16 protein-coding genes are annotated in these 19022 nt (G+C 43.4%); 2 read left to right on the forward strand and 14 right to left on the reverse strand.

Features of this window, described 5'->3' with window-relative positions; translation table 11 throughout:
* Window positions 1–26: 26 nt before the first annotated feature.
* The 9 genes from DWY07_RS10425 to DWY07_RS10465 all read right to left on the reverse strand — a co-directional run bounded on the left by DWY07_RS10425 (window position 27) and on the right by DWY07_RS10465 (window position 9747).
* Window positions 27–1556, reverse strand: a complete 1530-nt coding sequence (locus tag DWY07_RS10425; RefSeq protein WP_117808597.1) for a C69 family dipeptidase — start codon at window positions 1554–1556, stop codon at window positions 27–29.
* Window positions 1557–1596: 40 nt separating this feature from the next.
* Window positions 1597–2394: an HAD family hydrolase gene (locus DWY07_RS10430; RefSeq protein WP_117808598.1), complete on the reverse strand. Its 798-nt coding sequence runs from the start codon at window positions 2392–2394 to the stop codon at window positions 1597–1599.
* Window positions 2395–2461: 67 nt separating this feature from the next.
* Complete coding sequence (locus tag DWY07_RS10435; RefSeq protein ID WP_117823021.1) at window positions 2462–3946, reverse strand: AAA family ATPase; 1485 nt, start codon at window positions 3944–3946, stop codon at window positions 2462–2464.
* Window positions 3947–4050: 104 nt separating this feature from the next.
* Entirely contained in the window at window positions 4051–4806 is a 756-nt protein-coding gene (locus DWY07_RS10440) for an exodeoxyribonuclease III (RefSeq protein WP_044945919.1), read from the reverse strand.
* A gap of 231 nt (window positions 4807–5037) precedes the next feature.
* Entirely contained in the window at window positions 5038–6558 is a 1521-nt protein-coding gene (locus DWY07_RS10445; protein WP_117823023.1) for a glycoside hydrolase family 32 protein, read from the reverse strand.
* A gap of 11 nt (window positions 6559–6569) precedes the next feature.
* Window positions 6570–7130: a GNAT family N-acetyltransferase gene (locus tag DWY07_RS10450; RefSeq protein ID WP_117823025.1), complete on the reverse strand. Its 561-nt coding sequence runs from the start codon at window positions 7128–7130 to the stop codon at window positions 6570–6572.
* 153 nt (window positions 7131–7283) lie between these two features.
* A complete protein-coding gene (locus tag DWY07_RS10455) occupies window positions 7284–7508 on the reverse strand; it encodes an aspartate dehydrogenase (protein ID WP_117823027.1) in 225 nt (74 codons plus the stop codon).
* Between the two features lie 26 nt (window positions 7509–7534).
* On the reverse strand, window positions 7535–8119 hold the full coding sequence (locus DWY07_RS10460; protein ID WP_179969997.1) for a M48 family metallopeptidase: 585 nt from the start codon (window positions 8117–8119) through the stop codon (window positions 7535–7537).
* A 71-nt stretch (window positions 8120–8190) separates the two neighbouring features.
* Window positions 8191–9747, reverse strand: coding sequence for an ABC-F family ATP-binding cassette domain-containing protein (locus tag DWY07_RS10465; protein WP_117823031.1), 1557 nt, complete (start codon window positions 9745–9747; stop codon window positions 8191–8193).
* 363 nt (window positions 9748–10110) lie between these two features.
* Between DWY07_RS10465 and DWY07_RS10470 the strand changes: the two genes are divergently transcribed.
* Window positions 10111–11055: a GTP-binding protein gene (locus tag DWY07_RS10470; RefSeq protein WP_117823033.1), complete on the forward strand. Its 945-nt coding sequence runs from the start codon at window positions 10111–10113 to the stop codon at window positions 11053–11055.
* Between the two features lie 111 nt (window positions 11056–11166).
* A complete protein-coding gene (locus DWY07_RS10475) occupies window positions 11167–12654 on the forward strand; it encodes a DUF1846 domain-containing protein (protein ID WP_117823035.1) in 1488 nt (495 codons plus the stop codon).
* 139 nt (window positions 12655–12793) lie between these two features.
* On the opposite strand, the gene DWY07_RS10480 is transcribed toward DWY07_RS10475, so the two are convergent.
* The 5 genes from DWY07_RS10480 to DWY07_RS10500 are packed head-to-tail and all read right to left on the reverse strand — an operon-like array spanning window position 12794 to window position 18901.
* Window positions 12794–13363, reverse strand: coding sequence for a DUF6553 family protein (locus DWY07_RS10480; protein WP_117808607.1), 570 nt, complete (start codon window positions 13361–13363; stop codon window positions 12794–12796).
* A 24-nt stretch (window positions 13364–13387) separates the two neighbouring features.
* Window positions 13388–14428 (reverse strand): galactose ABC transporter substrate-binding protein, encoded by a 1041-nt coding sequence (locus DWY07_RS10485; protein WP_117823037.1) that lies wholly within the window; start codon window positions 14426–14428, stop codon window positions 13388–13390.
* Window positions 14421–15395, reverse strand: a complete 975-nt coding sequence (locus DWY07_RS10490) for a substrate-binding domain-containing protein (protein WP_117823039.1) — start codon at window positions 15393–15395, stop codon at window positions 14421–14423. Before DWY07_RS10490 ends, DWY07_RS10485 begins: the two co-directional genes overlap by 8 nt.
* On the reverse strand, window positions 15382–17277 hold the full coding sequence (locus DWY07_RS10495) for a sensor histidine kinase (RefSeq protein ID WP_181983915.1): 1896 nt from the start codon (window positions 17275–17277) through the stop codon (window positions 15382–15384). The genes DWY07_RS10490 and DWY07_RS10495 overlap by 14 nt, the downstream gene beginning before the upstream one ends.
* Before the next feature lie 19 nt (window positions 17278–17296).
* Complete coding sequence (locus DWY07_RS10500) at window positions 17297–18901, reverse strand: response regulator (protein ID WP_117823041.1); 1605 nt, start codon at window positions 18899–18901, stop codon at window positions 17297–17299.
* Between the last annotated feature and the right edge of the window lie 121 nt (window positions 18902–19022).

Here is a 19022-nt window from a genome sequence, read left to right on the forward strand (position 1 = left end):
ATTTCTTGCTTCTCTATGCCGATGCCTTAAGCATCCGATCTCGCATAAGAATTCTTCATCTGATTACTCAGTTCATATAAGACTTTGGAAAGCGTATTACCGGTCTCTTTCCGGAGGATATCTGCCATTTCCTGATTGGCCTGCTCTCGAAGCGCACTTCGTTTACCGACATCCGGTTCTTTTTCTATCTGCTCATCGTATCGGTTGATCACCTCATGCCCTTTCGCAAGCATGGTTTCCTGATACCGTTCGATATGAAACAGCGACTTGCTGTAAGATGCATCTGCCATCGCTGCGATCATCCGGCTGTTCCAGTAGAAATTATCGGTAGATACATCAGCGGTCGTGTTCGCCAGATATTCCGGTGTTGTGTCCACATTTGCATAAAATGGCACCATGACATTAAACGCATTTGAAGCAAATGCCACCCACTCGATCACACGGCTGTCCTCTGCTCCATATGGTCGCATCTGGATCGCAGACATGAAATCAGTCCGGTTAACGCCGATGGAACGATATGCACCTGCCATCTTCTTATCTCCATATGGAAGATATGGGTCATATGGTGTTCCCTGATAATGCGAGGACAACACATATTTGACATCCTCCATCGTCACCTTATACTCCGGAATCAGACTCCATGGAATGTCGTCCGATACCGGTGTGTAATCTGCATTTTCACCATCCCAGCGGTACGTCTTCGGATTCAGGTACCGCTCCATAAACCATGCTCTTGGCGTATTGTAGACATGATCCGAATCATCATGGCTGCCAAATATCTCTCTTGGATTAATGAATCTACCAAACGGCAGATCCGCATCTTCGTCCTTACGTTCTGTGCTTCTTCTAATAGTCAGATCCAGATGATTCTTCTCGATAAATTCCGCCAGATCTTTTGAGCACATATGTGCGTTCTGATCCGTTAATGCATCCTTCATATCAAATACATCCGTGCCGAACTGATTCGGCATCACAACATAGACATCATCCGGCACTTTCTTCGCGATCCAGTGATGTCCTCCGATCGTCTCCATCCACCAGATCTCATCCTGATCCTGGAATGCGATTCCATTCATCTCGTAGGTTCCGTACGTTTCAAGCAGATTTCCAAGACGTTCTACACCTGCTCTCGCACTTCTTATATATGGGAGTACCAGACAGACAATATCTTCTTCTCCGATTCCGCCCGATATTTCTTCGTTTCCGTTCTCTGCCGGCTGATACTCGACCAGAGGATCTGCACCGAGCACTCTCGGATTCGATGTAATGGTTTCGGTCGCTGTCATTGCAACATGGGCTGCATTTACACCGCTTGCCGCCCAGATGCCCTCACCATCGACTGCATTTGGCATCGAGGTATAGCGCATCGCTTCTTCCGGAAGCGGAATTTCCAGATGCGCCAGAACCGAATGGTAGATCTTTGGCTGTTCTTCCGGTTCTACGACTACAAATTTCTTCGGCATATAATGACCGGATCCTGAATCATCGTTTCTGGCAATGATCGTTGATCCATCATAGGATGCCTTCTTTCCAACTAATATCGTTGTACATGCCATCAGGCTTCACTCCTTTTTCAATCACAACTACTGTCTAAGTTTATTTTAACAGCTGCTCCTTTAACACCTTGATCACACCCTGATTGCGCATCGTATCTGCTACATGGGCTGCTACCTGCTTTACCTCATCTCTGGCACTTCCGATCGCATAGCTTTCCTTTGCACAGGCAAGCATACCAAGGTCATTGATATTATCACCAAATACCATAACTTCATCCGGTTTGATCTCATATTTATCAAGCAGAAACTGTAATGCACTTCCCTTGTTGATCGATGGTTCCGAACAGTCTACCCAGTAAACTCCGGCAGGTGCCAGTAGAATGGTATCCTTCCATTTGTCATAAAACCAGTCTTTTACGATCCGCTCTGCATCCTCCGGGTGAAATATCGAGATCTTCACGATATCATCATTAATATCGGTAAGATCCGGCACTGCCTTGATCTCATAGCGATATGCTTCCCGCATCCAGTTATACAGTCGTCCATCCTCGCTTCCAACATAGGCATAATCCCTTCCACAGAGCAACAGCTCTACATCCGGCAGCTTCTCTGCATCCTCCACGATCGCACGGATCAGGTCTTTCTCCATCGGACGTTTGAGCCATGTTTCGCCCTTGCTTCCTCTGACAAATCCGCCATTATCCGGGATATATAAGATCTGATCTGCAACCGGTGCAAATAACTTCTTAAGGCTCGCATACTGCCTGCCGCTTGCTGCTACAAAAGTTATATTCTTTTCTTTTAATGCCTTTATTACATCATAGATCTCAGGATTGATCTCAAATGTTCCGTCAGGAACAAGAGTTCCATCCACGTCACTTGCTACTAATTTTATCATTTTTACTTACGCTCCATTTTCATTTAACTAAAAACAGCCGTCCGGCAACATTCCTACAGGAAATCTCCTACAGGAACAAATGTCTCACGCCCTCCGCGTCAAAGGTCACCTGTGGTACATGATCTACCTCGATCTGGTAGAGTGCATTTGCTGCCAGATGCTCGGCTGCCTGCTCCAGATCACGGATACCGGAGGTATTCTTGAATTCTTCTATGACCGCATCCAGCCCATCCTCTGTAATGATACATTCATTCTCTTTCAGACCGATCCGCTTCAATACCTTTGGCAATGCAAATTTACTGAAAATGATCTTCTTTTCTTCAAAGGTATAATCCGGTATGTCGATAACCGCAAAACGTGACATCAATGGCGCACTGATATCTTCTTTATTATTTGCCGTTGCGATCGGATATACGCCAACGGTCGGGATCATACACTCCATATAGTTATCTGTAAATCCAAGATTATCAAGCAAAGTCAGAAGTACATCCGCAGGATTTCCATTTCCCTTTCCTGATGCAGCCTTATCAAGCTCATTGATAATAAATACCAGATTGGATTCTCCTGCGATCGAGAATGCTTCCATGATGATACCCGGCTTTGCATTTGCATAGATTCTGGAGCTTCCTGTAAGCTGCTCCGGATCATTGATCGAACTCATATCAAGGGTTGTCCATGGCAGTTTCAGAATACGGGCAACCGCATACGCGATCTGTGATTTTCCGGTACCGGCAGGTCCGACCAACAGAAGTCCATAAGCAGGAAGGGTATGAGTTCGGTTGATCTGGATAACCGTCTCCATGATCCTCTGCTTTACACGTTCCATTCCATATAATTCTTCATCCAGAATCCGTCTTGCTTCAACCGGATCGATCGCTTCAAAATAATTGCTCTTCCACTGAATATTCATCATGATCGAGAGTGCTCTCTGTGCATGACGACGCTCCTCCGGTGACACCTCATTTGATCTGGCAACAGCAAGATTTCTTCTCGCCCAGAGACGGATATTATCCGGCATCGTTCTGCCCGCACATGTCATAAAATCAGAAATGCTCTGAAGACTGGTCAGCTTCATATCGTCGCCTTCCTCGTCTGCATCGTCATCCTCCTCGACTTCCTCTGATGCTGTACTTGCAAGCAGTCGTTCGATCATAAACTGTAAAAATCCATCTGCCGCAGATAACTTGGTTCCGCCACCAAATGCTGTCTCTCGGATTCTGTATACTGCATATCCGTCTTCCAGATTTTTACCGGACAGACGTACACTGATATGATTTTCTCCCAGCCATTTGATCAGACTGACAAATCTGGAATCAATCTTTAAAATATCTGCTGAAAATGTCTCCCCATTTTCCTTGAATTCAAAAGCAGTACGCTTTGCCGGATTTGTAAAAACGCCCAGCGCATGATGGATCCACTGTCTCTCACTGTTATCTAACACCAGAATCGGTTCCTCCGGTGTCTTTTCCTTTGCATTTGACTGAAATGCCGTATAGGTACAAACCGTATCCTCATTCTTTACCGGTTTATCACTGAAATCAAAAACTGGCATATATAATTTCTCCTTTTATCATTTTTTCTATTCTTCTACACCCGCAAGTGCTGTAATCTTTGCTTTCGCCTATTAGTATGCATTTATTCTTATAAATGGCACCATTACAGGTCAATATCAAGTTCTACCGGACAATGATCGGAACCCAACACCTCTGTATGGATCTTTGCATCCACAAGTCTGGATTCCAGAACCTTTGAGGTCAAAAAATAGTCGATCCGCCATCCGGCATTCTTCTCTCTTGCCTTAAAACGGTAAGACCACCAGGAATAAATGCCTTCTGCGTCCGGATTAAAAAAACGAAACGTATCAACAAATCCACTGTCAAGCAGGGTACTGAATTTTTCTCTTTCCTCATCTGTAAATCCGGCGTTCTTACGATTGGTCTTTGGATTTTTCAGATCGATCTCTGTATGTGCCACATTCATATCCCCACATACTACCACCGGCTTTGTCTGTTCCAACTGCTTCAGATACTCTCTGAAATCATCCTCCCACTTCATACGATAGTCCAGTCTGGCAAGCTCATTCTGTGAATTTGGCGTATATACAGTAACCATATAAAAATTATCATATTCGAGTGTGATGACTCGTCCCTCATGGTCGTGTTCTTCTATACCGATTCCATATGCCACTGACAACGGCTCTTTCTTTGCGAAAATAGCAGTTCCGGAATATCCCTTTTTCTCTGCATAATTCCAATATTGATAATAACCCGGAAGCTCCAGTTGAAGCTGTCCTTCCTGCATTTTTGATTCCTGAATACAAAAAATATCTGCATCTGCCTCTTTAAAGAAATCCATAAAATTCTTTCCAACACATGCGCGAATTCCGTTCACATTCCACGATATCATCTTCATTGTAGTGCTTCCTCCTGTCTGATCTATATACATAAAAAGGCCATCCGCTACCTCCTGAAAGCTCCGCTCTGCCTACGCAATAGAAAAAAGAGTCATGGGTAATACGGCAAATGCCGCACTTATTTCTAAACGAATGGTCATATTTATTATACTACATATGGTTTATCCGTCAAATAGATTCATTGCATTGTCGGTATTTCAGATTACTATATCTATAACCGGTATCAGAATTTATCTGTTCATCGGAATCTCAATATCGAACTTTTCTATATCGATTATTGCATTTCCATCACAGAAAAACGAAATGCCATCTGCTGTCTGCGGCGTATAAATTGCTGTACTCATTGACAACGCTCCGTCATTCACAAACAGTTCTACCGAATTGCGGTCAAGAATAAACCGTAATGTTATCCGTTCTGCTTCCGATTCTACCTCTGCCCGCCTGATGCAGACTACATCCCGGTTCATTCCGGCAAAGGTCCGGTCAACTTCGATCTCCCATTTTCTTCTGTTATATGTAATTCTGGTATAATGCTCTGCATCTTTTGCTACATCAATATAAAACTCCTGAAATTCACCGGATTTTATTGTTACTGTCATATCCAGCGTTCTTCCCTTTATCCCATCAAAGTTCTGCCCGCCTTCTACCTTTTCATTCGAATAGGAAACCGGCCGAACCCGATATTGCTCCAGTTCTTTCACAGGTTTCTGGATGATCCTGCCATCTGACAGATATAATTCTCTTGGGATTGTCATCATGCCCTGCCACTCCTGTCCATCCGGGATAAATGAATTATGCCATGACTGCATCCATGCGATCAGGATTCTTCTTCCATCCGGAAGTTCTGTCGTCTGTGATGCATAAAAATCCAGACCTTTATCAAGTGTATGTGGCTGCCCCATTTGAAACTGCTTTTTTGCATGATCATATGTTCCAACAACATAGATCGCATTATTACCATTATGCAGTTCATTTCCCTGCGCCTGTACATCAGGTGGTGAAAACAACAGCACATCTTTTCCGTCCAACCTGAAATAATCCGGACATTCCCATACGCTTCCTAACCGTTCCATGTGCTCTGCAAATACGCCTTCATATTTCCAACAACCTGCTACTTTCTCAAAAGCTTCTGTCTCCTGTTCGGTAAGCTCTGTTTTTTCCAGATATTGATGTATTTCAGAATTTGAAAATAACGCGATCATTCCTTTATTCTGAGCATCCCGGCTGCAGGTCAGCATATAGTAAATACCATCTTCTTCCCATACCTTCGGATCTCTGAAATCAATATGGCTGAATCCCTCCGGCATCACCGCTCCTGTGAGAACAGGATTGTTCTTCAGCTTCTTATAACCTACACCATCTCCAACTGCCATACACTGATTCTGAAGATTGCAGCCACCATTCTTATCTTTACTGACTCCTGTATAAAACAACACATGTCCAAGATTTGTCATAACTGCCGAACCGGAAAAGCATCCTTCCTCATCGTATTCCATATCCGGTGCAAGTGCCGTCGGATACTGCTTCCAACTTATCATATCTTCACTTACCTGATGCCCCCAATGCATCGGTCCCCATACATTGCTATATGGATGATATTGATAAAACAAATGGATTTGTCCCTTATATACGGAAAATCCATTGGGATCATTCATCCAGCCGATCGGTGGTGTCACATGAAATAACGGTCTTTTATCAGCATCAACTTCATATTCTTTTTCATATTTTCTGGCTGCTTCTAATGTATGCATATTCTTTCTCCTTATCCAAGCTCCAAGGCTGTCTTTGCAATTGCCTCCGGGATACCCTTTTCCAGTTTACACGTCATCTCGTGCCACTGTTCGCCGCCCCACGAAGAAACCGACATGCCGTTATCCTCATATCCCATCTTCCGGTACATGGCAACCTTGGATTCCAGACAGGTAAGGATCAGTCGCTTTCGTCCATTCTGTCTTTCCCTGTTCTTATAACATTCCATCATCTCGGAAGCCAGCCCAATCCTGCGATATTCCGGCAAAACATCAACACCAAGGATCATTACATTTTCTCCGGCAGGATCATACAGATCTGCATTCTGAAAAAATTCATCACGCAAAACCGTTTCATTTGTAGACAAACCATTAATAAATCCGGCAATCTTACCTGTTGCTTTATTTACCGCAACCAGAAACATTTCCGGCACTTTCTCCACACGCAAATGCATCATCTCCGGAGTGCAGGCCTCATTCGGAGGAAAACAGATCCGTTCGATCTCTGCTGTTTGCTCTGCTTCATTCTTTTTAATATTTCGGAACTCAAATCTTACTAAATTTTCCTGTGTCACTGTTAAACTCCTTTTTGCTATTTGTTATGAACTCTGTATTATAGATAATATAGGAACTATTTTTTCAGGAGGTACTATTATGGGTATTAAAGACATTGATATAAACAAAGACGGGGTTACACTCGGCGATCATATTGAAAATATGAAAGAAAATCAATATATCTTTGGAATCTCCGCATCCTGCGGGATTCCATATTTTTTCCGGAAGACTTTCAGATCTTCTTTTCCACGGATCAACATGATATCTTCAAATATTCCGTTATGAATATCCTGAAAACCAGCGACCTGTTCACCGGTGCAGATGCTGCATTTGATGACCGGTCGTTTACTCTGACTGTCATATGATGCCTGCTCTTTCTTTTTTCGAAATAATCCCATATTAAACTTCCTTTACATTTCAATTTTTAATTCGCCAGTTGATATTCTTTTAACTGCTTCCGTCTCGCTCTATAGTCCGGGCAATACCGCGCTACCTCTGACCAGAATTCTTTGGAATGATTCATATGTCGTCTATGTGCCAGCTCATGCACTACCACATAGTCAAGTAATTCATCCGGCAGATAATATAACTGATAATTAAAATTCACATTTCCGGCACTGCTGCAGCTTCCCCATCTGGTCTTCTGGTTGCGGATCGTGATGCGCCCAACTGTCACCTGCATAACCGCACAATAATACTTTACCCGATCTGCTATCTTATCCTTGATCTTCTGAATCTCTGCATCTGATAACGCATCCACAGATGGAACCTTAATTTTCGTTCGTGCATCCGCACGCTTTTTTACCTGATCCACCTTCTTTAAGATCCAATCCTGTTGTTTCTCTATAAATGCTTTTAATTCCCGGTCAGATAATCTCGCCGGAATCCTTGCAAGTACCGTTCCATCCGGTCGCACCTCCAGGCCGAGACTTTTTCTCCCGGATCTTATAACCTGTACCCGGATATTTTCATTTGTCACTTTGTCATTCAGTATTATCTCTGTCAGCATATTTATAGCCGTCTATATTCCCATCCGATTATAGACAGTCTTCACCTCATGATTATAAATTTATTTCTTTATTACAGTGTCAACACACTGTACTCTTCCAGATTCCACACCTTTGTCACGATATCTGAATAGAACACCGGCTCATGGCAGACTAACAAAACCGAACCGTGATAGTCTTTCAATGCTCGCTTCAATTCGTCCTTTGCATCCACATCCAGATGGTTTGTCGGCTCATCGAGGATCAACAGATTCGTCTCCTGATTGATCAGTTTACACAGGCGTACCTTTGCCTGCTCTCCACCGCTTAATACCTTTACCTTACTCTCGATATGCTTGGTTGTCAGTCCACATTTGGCAAGTGCCGATCGCACCTCATACTGTGAAAATCCCGGAAATTCCTGCCAGATTTCTTCCAGACAGGTATTTTCTGTTCCGGCCATTTCCTGTTCAAAATAACCTTTATACAGATAATCACCCAGATGTACCGTACCGGATATCGGCTTGATGATTCCAAGCAAACTCTTAAGCAGCGTACTCTTTCCTATACCATTTGTACCAACGATCGCGATCTTTTCTCCACGCTCCATTCGCAGGTTGATCGGTTTGGAAAGTGGTGCCCGTTTGTCATACCCGATCACCAGATCCTCGGTTTCAAATAACATCTTGCCCGGTGTTCTCGCCTCTTTGAAATAAAATTCCGGCTTCGGGCGCTCCCTCGCAAGTTCTATCACATCCATCTTGTCCAGCTTCTTCTGTCTGGACATCGCCATATTTCTTGTGGCAACACGCGCTTTATTTCTGGCAACGAAATCCTTCAGCTCGCTGATCTCCTGCTGCTGTTTCCGGTAAGCAGCCTCCTGCTGTGCCTTTCTCGCCTCGTATACTTCCAAGAATTTGTCATAGTTGCCGACATAGCGGTTCAACTCCTGATTCTCCATATGATAGATGATATTTACGACATCATTTAAAAATGGAATATCATGACTGATCAGGATGAATGCGTTCTCATACTCCTGCAGATACCGTTTCAGCCATTCGATATGTTCTGCATCCAGATAGTTTGTCGGCTCATCAAGCAACAGAATCTCCGGCTTCTCAAGTAACAGCTTTGCAAGCAAAACCTTGGTACGCTGACCACCGCTCAGATCTGTTACGTCATGATCCAGTCCAAGTTCCAGAAGCCCCAGCGCTCTCGCTACCTGTTCCGTCTTGGCATCGATCATATAGAAATCATGATTTGTCAGAAGATCCTGCAGCGTGCCGACTTCCTCCATCATTTCCATGATCTCATCATCCGTTGCATCCGCCATGCTGTCATAAATCTGGTTGATCTTCTCCTCCATCTCAAACAGATAGGAAAATGCTGACTTCAGCACAGATTCGATCGTCATTCCCTTTTCCAGCACCGCATGCTGATCCAGATAGCCAACACGCACATGCTTGTTCCATTCCACCTTACCTTCATCCGGCGCAAGTGTTCCTGTCACAATATTCATAAAGGTACTTTTACCTTCACCATTTGCTCCAACCAGTCCGATATGTTCACCGGCAAGCAGCCGGAAAGATACATTATTGAAAATGGCTCTGTCTCCAAAACCATGTGTCAAATTTTCTACATTTAAAATCATTCGTCTTACCCTTTTCCGTTTATTTCGTGATAAGGTTACTATACCTTATGGATGGGATTCAGACAAGATAACTTTTTCCCATTCCTTCGATTTTCTTTTTCCCCCGCCTATGCTAGAATGTGATTGCAGATGGTATTCGTGTGTGCACTTATCTACTTCTATATTTGTGTATCCTTAACATTCCCAATCAGGGGACGCTTCCGCTCGTTTCGGTCTGCAGCGGTACTAAGATGCCACTTATGTGCCATCAAGTACCGGCGACCTCAAATGCCCCTGTATTGGCAAGTTAAGATACACAAATAACATATAGGTTACGAATGCATACACGAATATCATCTGCAAATACAGCAAGAGGTGATTTTTATGATTCAGATAGATTTGATCACCGGATTCTTAGGTTCCGGTAAAACTACTTTTATAAGGAAATATGCCAAATACTTGATCGATCAGGGCTTAAATATCGGCATTCTTGAAAACGATTTTGGTGCAGTGAATGTCGATGCCATGCTGTTACAGGATATCCTTGGTGATAACTGTACACTGGAAATGGTTGCCGGCGGTTGTGATGCTGACTGTCACCGCAGACGATTCAAAACCAAGCTGATCGCAATGGGAATGTGTGGTTATGACCGCGTTCTGGTAGAGCCATCCGGCATCTTCGATATGGATGAATTCTTCGATGTCCTGCACGAAGATCCGCTTGACCGTTGGTACACGATTGGAAATGTTATCACGATCATTGATGCCACACTGGAGCAGAATCTCTCCGAAGCTTCCCGTTATCTTCTGGCTTCTCAGGTGGCACAGGCCGGCACTGTTTTATACAGCCACTCACAAGAAGTCACACCGGAACAGTTAGCCTCTACCAAAGATTATGTAAAACAGTCATTTGACATTCTGCACTCTAAGTCCACACAAAAGCAGGTTGTTCTGGAAAAAGGCTGGAAAGATCTGACCGATGAGGACTATAAAGCAATCCTCTCATCCGGCTATCAGGATGCCAATTATACGAAACTCTGGTTTGATGACAAACAGACCTACGACAGTCTGTACTTCATGAATATGGATTTTACAGAGGATTTCTTAAAAGAAAGCTGCCAGAAAATCCTGCACGATCCAGCCTGTGGTAAGGTCTTCCGAATTAAAGGGTTTCAAAAACTCGCTGATGAAAACTGGATATCCATCAACGTCACCCACCAGAAGACCGAGATCAAACCGATCCCAAATGGACAGGCGATCCTGATCATCATAGGCGAAGGACTAAATCAGGAAGCTGTGGAAGGATATTGGGGAAAATCGAAGCCTTGAGTAAATTTTCTCTATATTTTCTCCCCTCTCTGTGGTATTCTCTTATAGGGCACTTCATTTTCTTAAGTGTCCACCGTATATTGATTAATTTACGAAGGAGAATTTCAAAAAATGAAACGCATTGGCTTCGACAATGACAAGTACCTGTCCATGCAGTCCGCACACATCAGGGAACGTATCGAACAATTTGGAGATAAACTATATCTGGAATTTGGCGGCAAATTATTTGACGACTATCATGCCTCCCGCGTACTTCCGGGATTTGCACCGGACAGCAAATTACAGATGCTCTTACAGCTTGCAGATCAGGCAGAAATGATCATCTCGATCAACGCCGCCGATATCGAGCGCAATAAGATCCGTCACGATCTGGGAATCACATACGATCAGGATGTTATCCGTCTGATCGATGTATATAAAAAGAAAGGGCTGTATGTCAGCAGCGTGGTTATCACACGATATGCCGGACAGCCATCTGCCGATATTTTCCAGAAGAAACTGGAAGCGATCGGCATCAAGGTCTACCATCACTATTCCATCGAGGGTTATCCGAATAACATTGACTATATCGTAAGTGATGAAGGCTATGGAAAAAATGATTATGTAGAGACAACCCGTCCGCTTGTCATTGTTACCGCACCGGGTCCGGGAAGCGGCAAGATGGCGACCTGTCTGTCACAGCTGTACCATGAGAACAAGCGTGGCATCAAGGCCGGCTATGCCAAATTTGAGACTTTTCCGATCTGGAATATCCCACTTAAGCATCCGGTCAATCTGGCTTATGAAGCCGCTACCGCAGACTTAAATGATGTCAACATGATCGATCCTTTCCATCTGGAAGCTTATGGTGAAACAACCGTCAACTACAACCGTGATATCGAGATCTATCCGGTTCTGGCTTCCATGTTCGAAGGAATCTATGGTTACTGTCCATACAAATCCCCGACCGATATGGGTGTAAATATGGCGGGAAACTGCATCATTGACGACGAAGCCTGCAGAGAAGCATCCAAGCAGGAAATTATCAGACGATATTACCAGTCTCTGAACCGTTTCGTCAAAGACGAAGCGACCAAAGACGAAGTATACAAACAGGAACTTATCATGAAGCAGGCAAAGATCACTGTCAATGATCGTGCTGTTGTTCCGGTTGCAAATAACCTTGCACAGGAAAATGGTTCCGCCGCCGCAGCCTTAGAACTGCCGGACGGAACGATCGTTACCGGTTCTACTTCCGATCTGCTCGGTCCTGCATCTGCCGTATTGTTAAATGCAATTAAGGTACTTGGAAACATTAATAAAAATACACATCTGATCTCACGTACCTTTATAGAACCGATTCAGCACTTAAAGACCGGATACCTTGGCAGCAAGAATCCGCGTCTTCATACCGACGAAGTTCTGATCGCATTATCCATGTGTGCTGTATCCGATTCAAATGCAAAGCATGCATTAGAACAGCTTCCAAAGCTGTCCGGCTGCCAGCTCCATGTATCATCGATCCTGTCCGCAGTCGACATGACAACCTTTAAGAAGCTCGGCATCGAACTTACAAACGAAGCCGTATACGAAGGTGCTGCTACACAGGAGAATGCATAAAGAATCATTAAAAAGCCAGATAAACACAATAATTAATGTTTATCTGGCTTTTTTATCCTATAACGCTCTTTTTATAACCGCATATTTAACAATATCCTGCATGTCCTGATAACTATCCAACACCATATCACGGACACCCCTACTTCTTCAGAAAATGCTCCCGGTTCGGGAATTCCTGTCGAAAGGCTTCAAGTGCTGCCTGTTGGAATACCGCAAACTCCTTATCCATATGAAGCATATGCGGTGTGGCAAATGCGATCGTGCTGACCTGATCTGCGATCTTCTTTGCTACACTTTCATCGGATAACTGCCCCATGCCAAATACAACAGAAGTAAATCCACGTCCGTTCTTGCTGACACCGATCAGCTTCAGGAAAGCATTTTTAATCTCATAAAATATCATTTCCTGCTTCTCGATATCCAGATTGTCATAGTTTCCGAGGAATAAACCTGTCAGGACTTCCGCAGCCTGCTTTCTTTTCTGTGCGCCAAGGCTCATGCCGCCACCTTCTGCGATATATTTCATCTGCATCAGATAGCCCACAAATGCATCATTCTTTGGTTTTCGTTTGCCATACCGGGCAATCCAGAGCTTCTCTCGAAATGCGTCCAATTCGTCCTTTGGATCTCCTGTATGTTCTTTTAGAAATGCCTGTCGTTTCTCAGCATCAATTTCATTATAAAAAGATTCAATCCATATATCCTGCATACCTGCAAACCTCCTGCTGCATAGCTATTTTTGCAAAAATTCATCCACATTATTAACATCGACCTTACGATACTGTGCCATATAATACCGTTCATCCTCAAGTCCTAATACTCTCACATCATTTCCACGGAACAAGGCTACTGCAATCAGTGCAATCTTTCTTGCCTGTGCTTCTCTGTCATTATAGACAGTTCCTTGCATAGTGCCCAGCCGAACAGCTTCCAGCGCATCATCTAATCCATCGATACCAAAGATGACCGGATAATCACTCTGCATATATCCGGCATTCTTATAAGCCTCGACTGCACCGAGTGCCATCTCATCATTATTGGAAATAAGCATTTCTATCTGATCCCCATATTGACTGATCAACCGGCTCATTCGGTTCTCTGCCTGTGCGCGGTTCCAGTCTGCAAACTGATAGGTCAGTTTCTCAAGCTTCACACCATTTTCAAGAATGGTCTTTACCGAACAGTCTGTCCGGCTGATCGCATCCTGATGTCCGGCTTCACCCTCTAAGAGTACATACTGGATCTTACCATCCTGATTGCGATCCACCTCCGGATGATTCTTTATATATTCCGCAGCAATCTCCCCCTGCATCTCGCCGGACTGTGCTGCATCACATCCGACATAATACAGCTTATCCCATTGCAGCAGATCCTCTCTTACCGGCTCTCTGTTAAAGAAAATCACCGGAATATTATTCTGTCTTGCGAGTCTTATAATATTTGACGGAGCAGTTCGATCGACCAGATTTACACAAAGCACATCGCATCCGGCATCGATCATTTCCTCCACCACTTCATCCTGCTCCTGCTGACTGTTATCTCCGCTTCTGACTGATACGATAACCTTCATATCACTTGCTTCTAATGCTTTCAGATCCTCCTTCAATATATCTGTCATTGCGTTGATAAACGGATCATCCGGCGTATACGTAACAACGCCGACCCGCAGAGTTCTGTCTTTCTGATTTTTCCTGCTGTCGCAGGATACCAGAGACACCATAACTGCCAATATGCATATACAGGCTATTATTTTTCTTATTTTCTTTCTATTCATACGAATATAAAAACCTTTCTGTCTCTTCCGAAAACAGGTCATCCTTATAGATTACCCGTATCGCTTCTTCATGACTTTTTAATGTATATAATGGTCGTCCAAGTTTCTTTGCGATCTCATTTACACTCTCATAACCGATGCTGTACCCATCCGGCACAACAAGGCATTTAATCTTGTTGTAATCAAGCAGGGCTATGGATTTCATGCTTGTACCTACCCCATATATTTCTGCCCCTTTATAATACCCATTTTCAGCATTTTCTCCGAGTGTATCGAGAGCTTCTGTATCCATAGCTGCTATATAATCAACCGCTTCCAGGGAATCCACCGCCTTACAGGTATCTTTACCGCTATTCTGATTATACGTCCAGGCAAACTCACAGTTATATCCTGCAAGTGCATCGGTAAGTCCCTTTACACGGCTGACACTTGCCTCAGTCTCTGCCCGTCCAACAATCACTCCGATCTTCTTGCCTCCCGACTTATCTGTATCATTTTTTATGATCTGCCTGCCGAGAGTATAGCCGATCTGATAGTTATCCGGCTTTATCGTTACAAATCCGGTCGATTCTGTGTCATCTGCCATATATGCATCCTCCGTTATCAGAACAAAGGTCTCTTTCTCCGCCTGCAAAGACGTAAGCATATCTTTTGTATCTGTTCCGGGAGCCGGACAGATGATAAATGCATCCACATCATTTTCAAGCTGTTCATCGATCAGCTCTTTTTCATCATCTACACTTACGATCTCATCTGTATTACAGATGATCAAATGAATATTATTTACCTGCGCAGACTGCTTCAGTCCATTAACCAGACCTTCCCATCTGGTATTACCGGAATCCGGAAGAATAACTGCCACACGTTTCTGTGGATTATCTTCCCGAAAGATCCGGTTGATAAATATACCGGCAATGGCAACCAGGATCAGCTCTGCTATGAGGAAAGTAATTCTATTTCTCTTCATCTGTCACTCTCCCCTTTCCATAATTTTGTGTTTCAAGCTGTTCCCGATTCTCCTCTGTATATGGAATAGCCGGTATGTGGATCACAATCCTTGTACCCTCGTCCGGCTCACTGTAAACCTCCAGACCATATTCATTTCCAAACATCAACTGAATTCTGGAATGAACATTGATCAGACCGACACCTGAACCATGTTTTGGTACTTTGTTATTATCTTTTAATATATTCTCTACAATGTCCTCATTCATTCCCATACCATTATCTTCTACGGAAATATATATATCGTCGTCCTTTTTCTCTCCCCGGATCGTGATTTTGCCGCCGTCATCCTCATCCATATTCCCTACACCATAATAAATGGCATTTTCAAGAATCGGCTGAACGATCAGCTTTACTGTACAGTACTCATTAATCTCTTCATCAATATCAAATTCGATCTGAAAACGCTCCTTATATCGAACTTTTTGAATATTCATATAACTTCTGCTATGTTGGATCTCATCCGATATTCTGATCACCGTTCTGCCCTTTGACAGACTGATACGGAGCAGCTTTGCAAGCTCGGAGATCATAAACACCGCATCCAGATTCTTCTTTGCTTCTACCATCCATGTGATGGATTCCAGAGTATTGTAAAGGAAATGCGGATTGATCTGGCTCTGCAACGCATCCATTTCACTCTTTCTTCGCTCCGTCTGTTCCCGTATGATCTCCTGCATCAAAGCTTCGATCTGTTCATAGGATTTCTGAACGGAATATCCCAGATGGCGGATTTCAGATGATCCACCGATGTAGATATCTGTCGGACCACCTGCCTCATATGCTTTTACTGATTCATTTAACTTCAGAATCGGCCTGGATATCTTCTTCGAAATAATACGGTTCACTCCTAAAAGCATCATCATAAGAATGATAACCGTTGTAATGATATAATACCGGAATCGGTTGATGCTCGCGATCTGTACACTTTCCGGTACTACACCGACCACCTTCCATCCGGTATAAGCAACACTGTTTACGATCACATTGCTTGTCCTGCCATTGACCGTAAGTTCATATGTTCCATCCTCATAGGTTGCTGCATCCCTGTATTCTTCTTTGAAATATCCTCTGTCCATATCGGTTCCGCGAGGATGATAGATCATCTGACCATCACGGCTGCACAGGTAATAATAGATTCCATTTGACGCATCGTTGATCCGTGCCAATGTATTCTCTATCACCGAATATTTCATATCGACCAGAAGGACACCACTTCCCGGCTGCTCACCATCGTTGATATCAACCGAACGGCTGAGAGATACAACCCAGTAATATCGATATGTGCCATCGACAAACAGATTCTGGATATGCGGTATAGAGAAATGAATATTCTCGATATCTGCCTCTGCATCCTGATACCAGTCCTGCTCCGACGGTTCCACAGCATCCTTCTGTACCGCGACCGGTTCTGCCGTAAGAAGATTTCCTTTATCATCATATAACGCCATACTCTGGATTTTATCGGCATTAATCTCATATAACAGACTGAACTGCCGGTTAAAATCCCGACTGGAAATATCATATTCCTGAATAATATTATAATTCACCGCATTCGTAATCTGACGCACATTTAACAGATCCGCATCCAGCTTTTCAACAGTATTTTCCACCATATTTTCCGTATTCGTGACCGCAGTCTGCTTAATTGCCATCTTAAAACGATTATACAACAGCAGACCCATGATAACGGTTGTGATAATCGTCAGGGCAGTAAGCACCGTCATAATGATCGACTGAATATCAAAACCTATAAATCTGCCGTGATAAAACCACCCCCGAAGACGTCCGATAATAGAACTTTCATTTTTCTTCTTTTTATTCTTTCTTATATCCTTCAACACGCTTCCCCTTATTTACCCTTTATTTTTTCAGATGCTCCGTTCTGTATTTGGATGGCGAAACCCCAAAACGCTTCTTAAATACATAACTGAAATAATTTGCATCAAGATAACCGACCCGCTCTGCAATCTGATAACTTTTCTCATTCGTTTCGAGAATCAGTTCTGCCGCATGATCCATCCGGTAATCGGTCAGATATGTTACAAATGCTTTTCCTGTCTCTTTTTTAAATACACTGGAAAAATAAGAATTCGATACTCCAAGTGCCGAGCACACGGTATCCAGGGAAAGATTCGGCTCCATATACCTGTCATGCACCAGATTCTGCGCATCTGTAACCATACGTCTCGATGTACTGTTTCTGGCATTTTTCAGCTCCTCACTGATGGCTTTTGCCGAATCGATCATCCACGCAGTTAATGTGCTTTCATCCATCTCCGGTACACGTTCGTATGGATTTCCGACATTACCGCAAAACTCATTAAAATCTATAAAATTATTAGCACAGAATCGATAAAATGCTCCCACCATCTCCATGATCGCAAGGTTATACTGGTTCACGGTCTGCGCATTATTATGAAGCTTCTCCACTTCCTTCCGCACCGACTGTTCAAGTGTCTCCGGTACTCCCAGATGAATAGCCTTGAACAGATCATGCATCTTTGTATCCTCCGGCTGGATCAGGATCTCCTGCTCCTTCGGTGCGATCTCACCAATATTGATCGCACGGCTCGTTCCATATAATACACGATAAGAAACTGCTTCTCTTGCTCCATCATAAGAAGAATTAACGCTGATCAGATTGTCACAGACTCTTCCGATTCCCGCAGTCACAACAGCTCCCATAACACGATATGCCCATTTGCAGAATCGGTCACAGGCATCTGTAAATGCAACTACCATTTCTTCCGTTTCCAGTTCTATGATCATAAGTGCATTTCCCAGATATGTGAACATATGATTCTTCCATTCCGGTGCTAAACGATCCTTGATCTCATGCTCGACTGACATGGCAAGCAGCAATGGATTCATACCATCCGGAACATGATGCTCCGAGGTATGAAAGATCGCACAGCAATAATACGGTCCTTTTATATCGATCTGATACGCATTCAAAAATTTCTCGCAATATTCTTCATTTACACGACCCTCGATCAACGAAACAAACAGATTCGTCTGAAGCACCGGAAGGGAATCCTTTAGATAATTCTCAAGCTTTGTTACATTCAGACGTTCTTCTCTCTCCTTATCCAGCGTCTTTTTCAATCGTTTCATACATTCCGTAAGCTCCAGCGCATTGATCGGTTTCAGCATGTATTCCTCTACTTCCAGATGAACCGCTTCCTTCGCATATTCAAACTCATCAAATCCTGTAAAAATGATGATATGGATATTCTGATATTCTTTATTCAATCTTCTGGCAAGCTCCAGTCCATCCATATATGGCATCTTGATATCCGTTATCACGACATCCGGCTGCTGCTTCTCCACAAGCTCCAGTGCTTTCACACCATTTGTCGCACTTCCAACGACTTCAAATCCTAATATATCCCAATGAATTCTCTGTTCGATCGCATCGATTACTTCCACCTCGTCATCGACGAGTACCACTTTATAATTATCCATATCTCATTCCTCTTTTATTCTTTCTATCTGTTCCTTATTATAACAAATCTACGTTCAGAATGAACCCCAAAATCCCGTTTTACCGTATATATCCCAAATAAAATAGCAGCGTACTCCTGAT

This window comes from Clostridium sp. AF23-6LB, assembly GCF_003461085.1.
Taxonomy (GTDB): Bacteria; Bacillota; Clostridia; order Lachnospirales; family Lachnospiraceae; genus Coprococcus; species Coprococcus ammoniilyticus.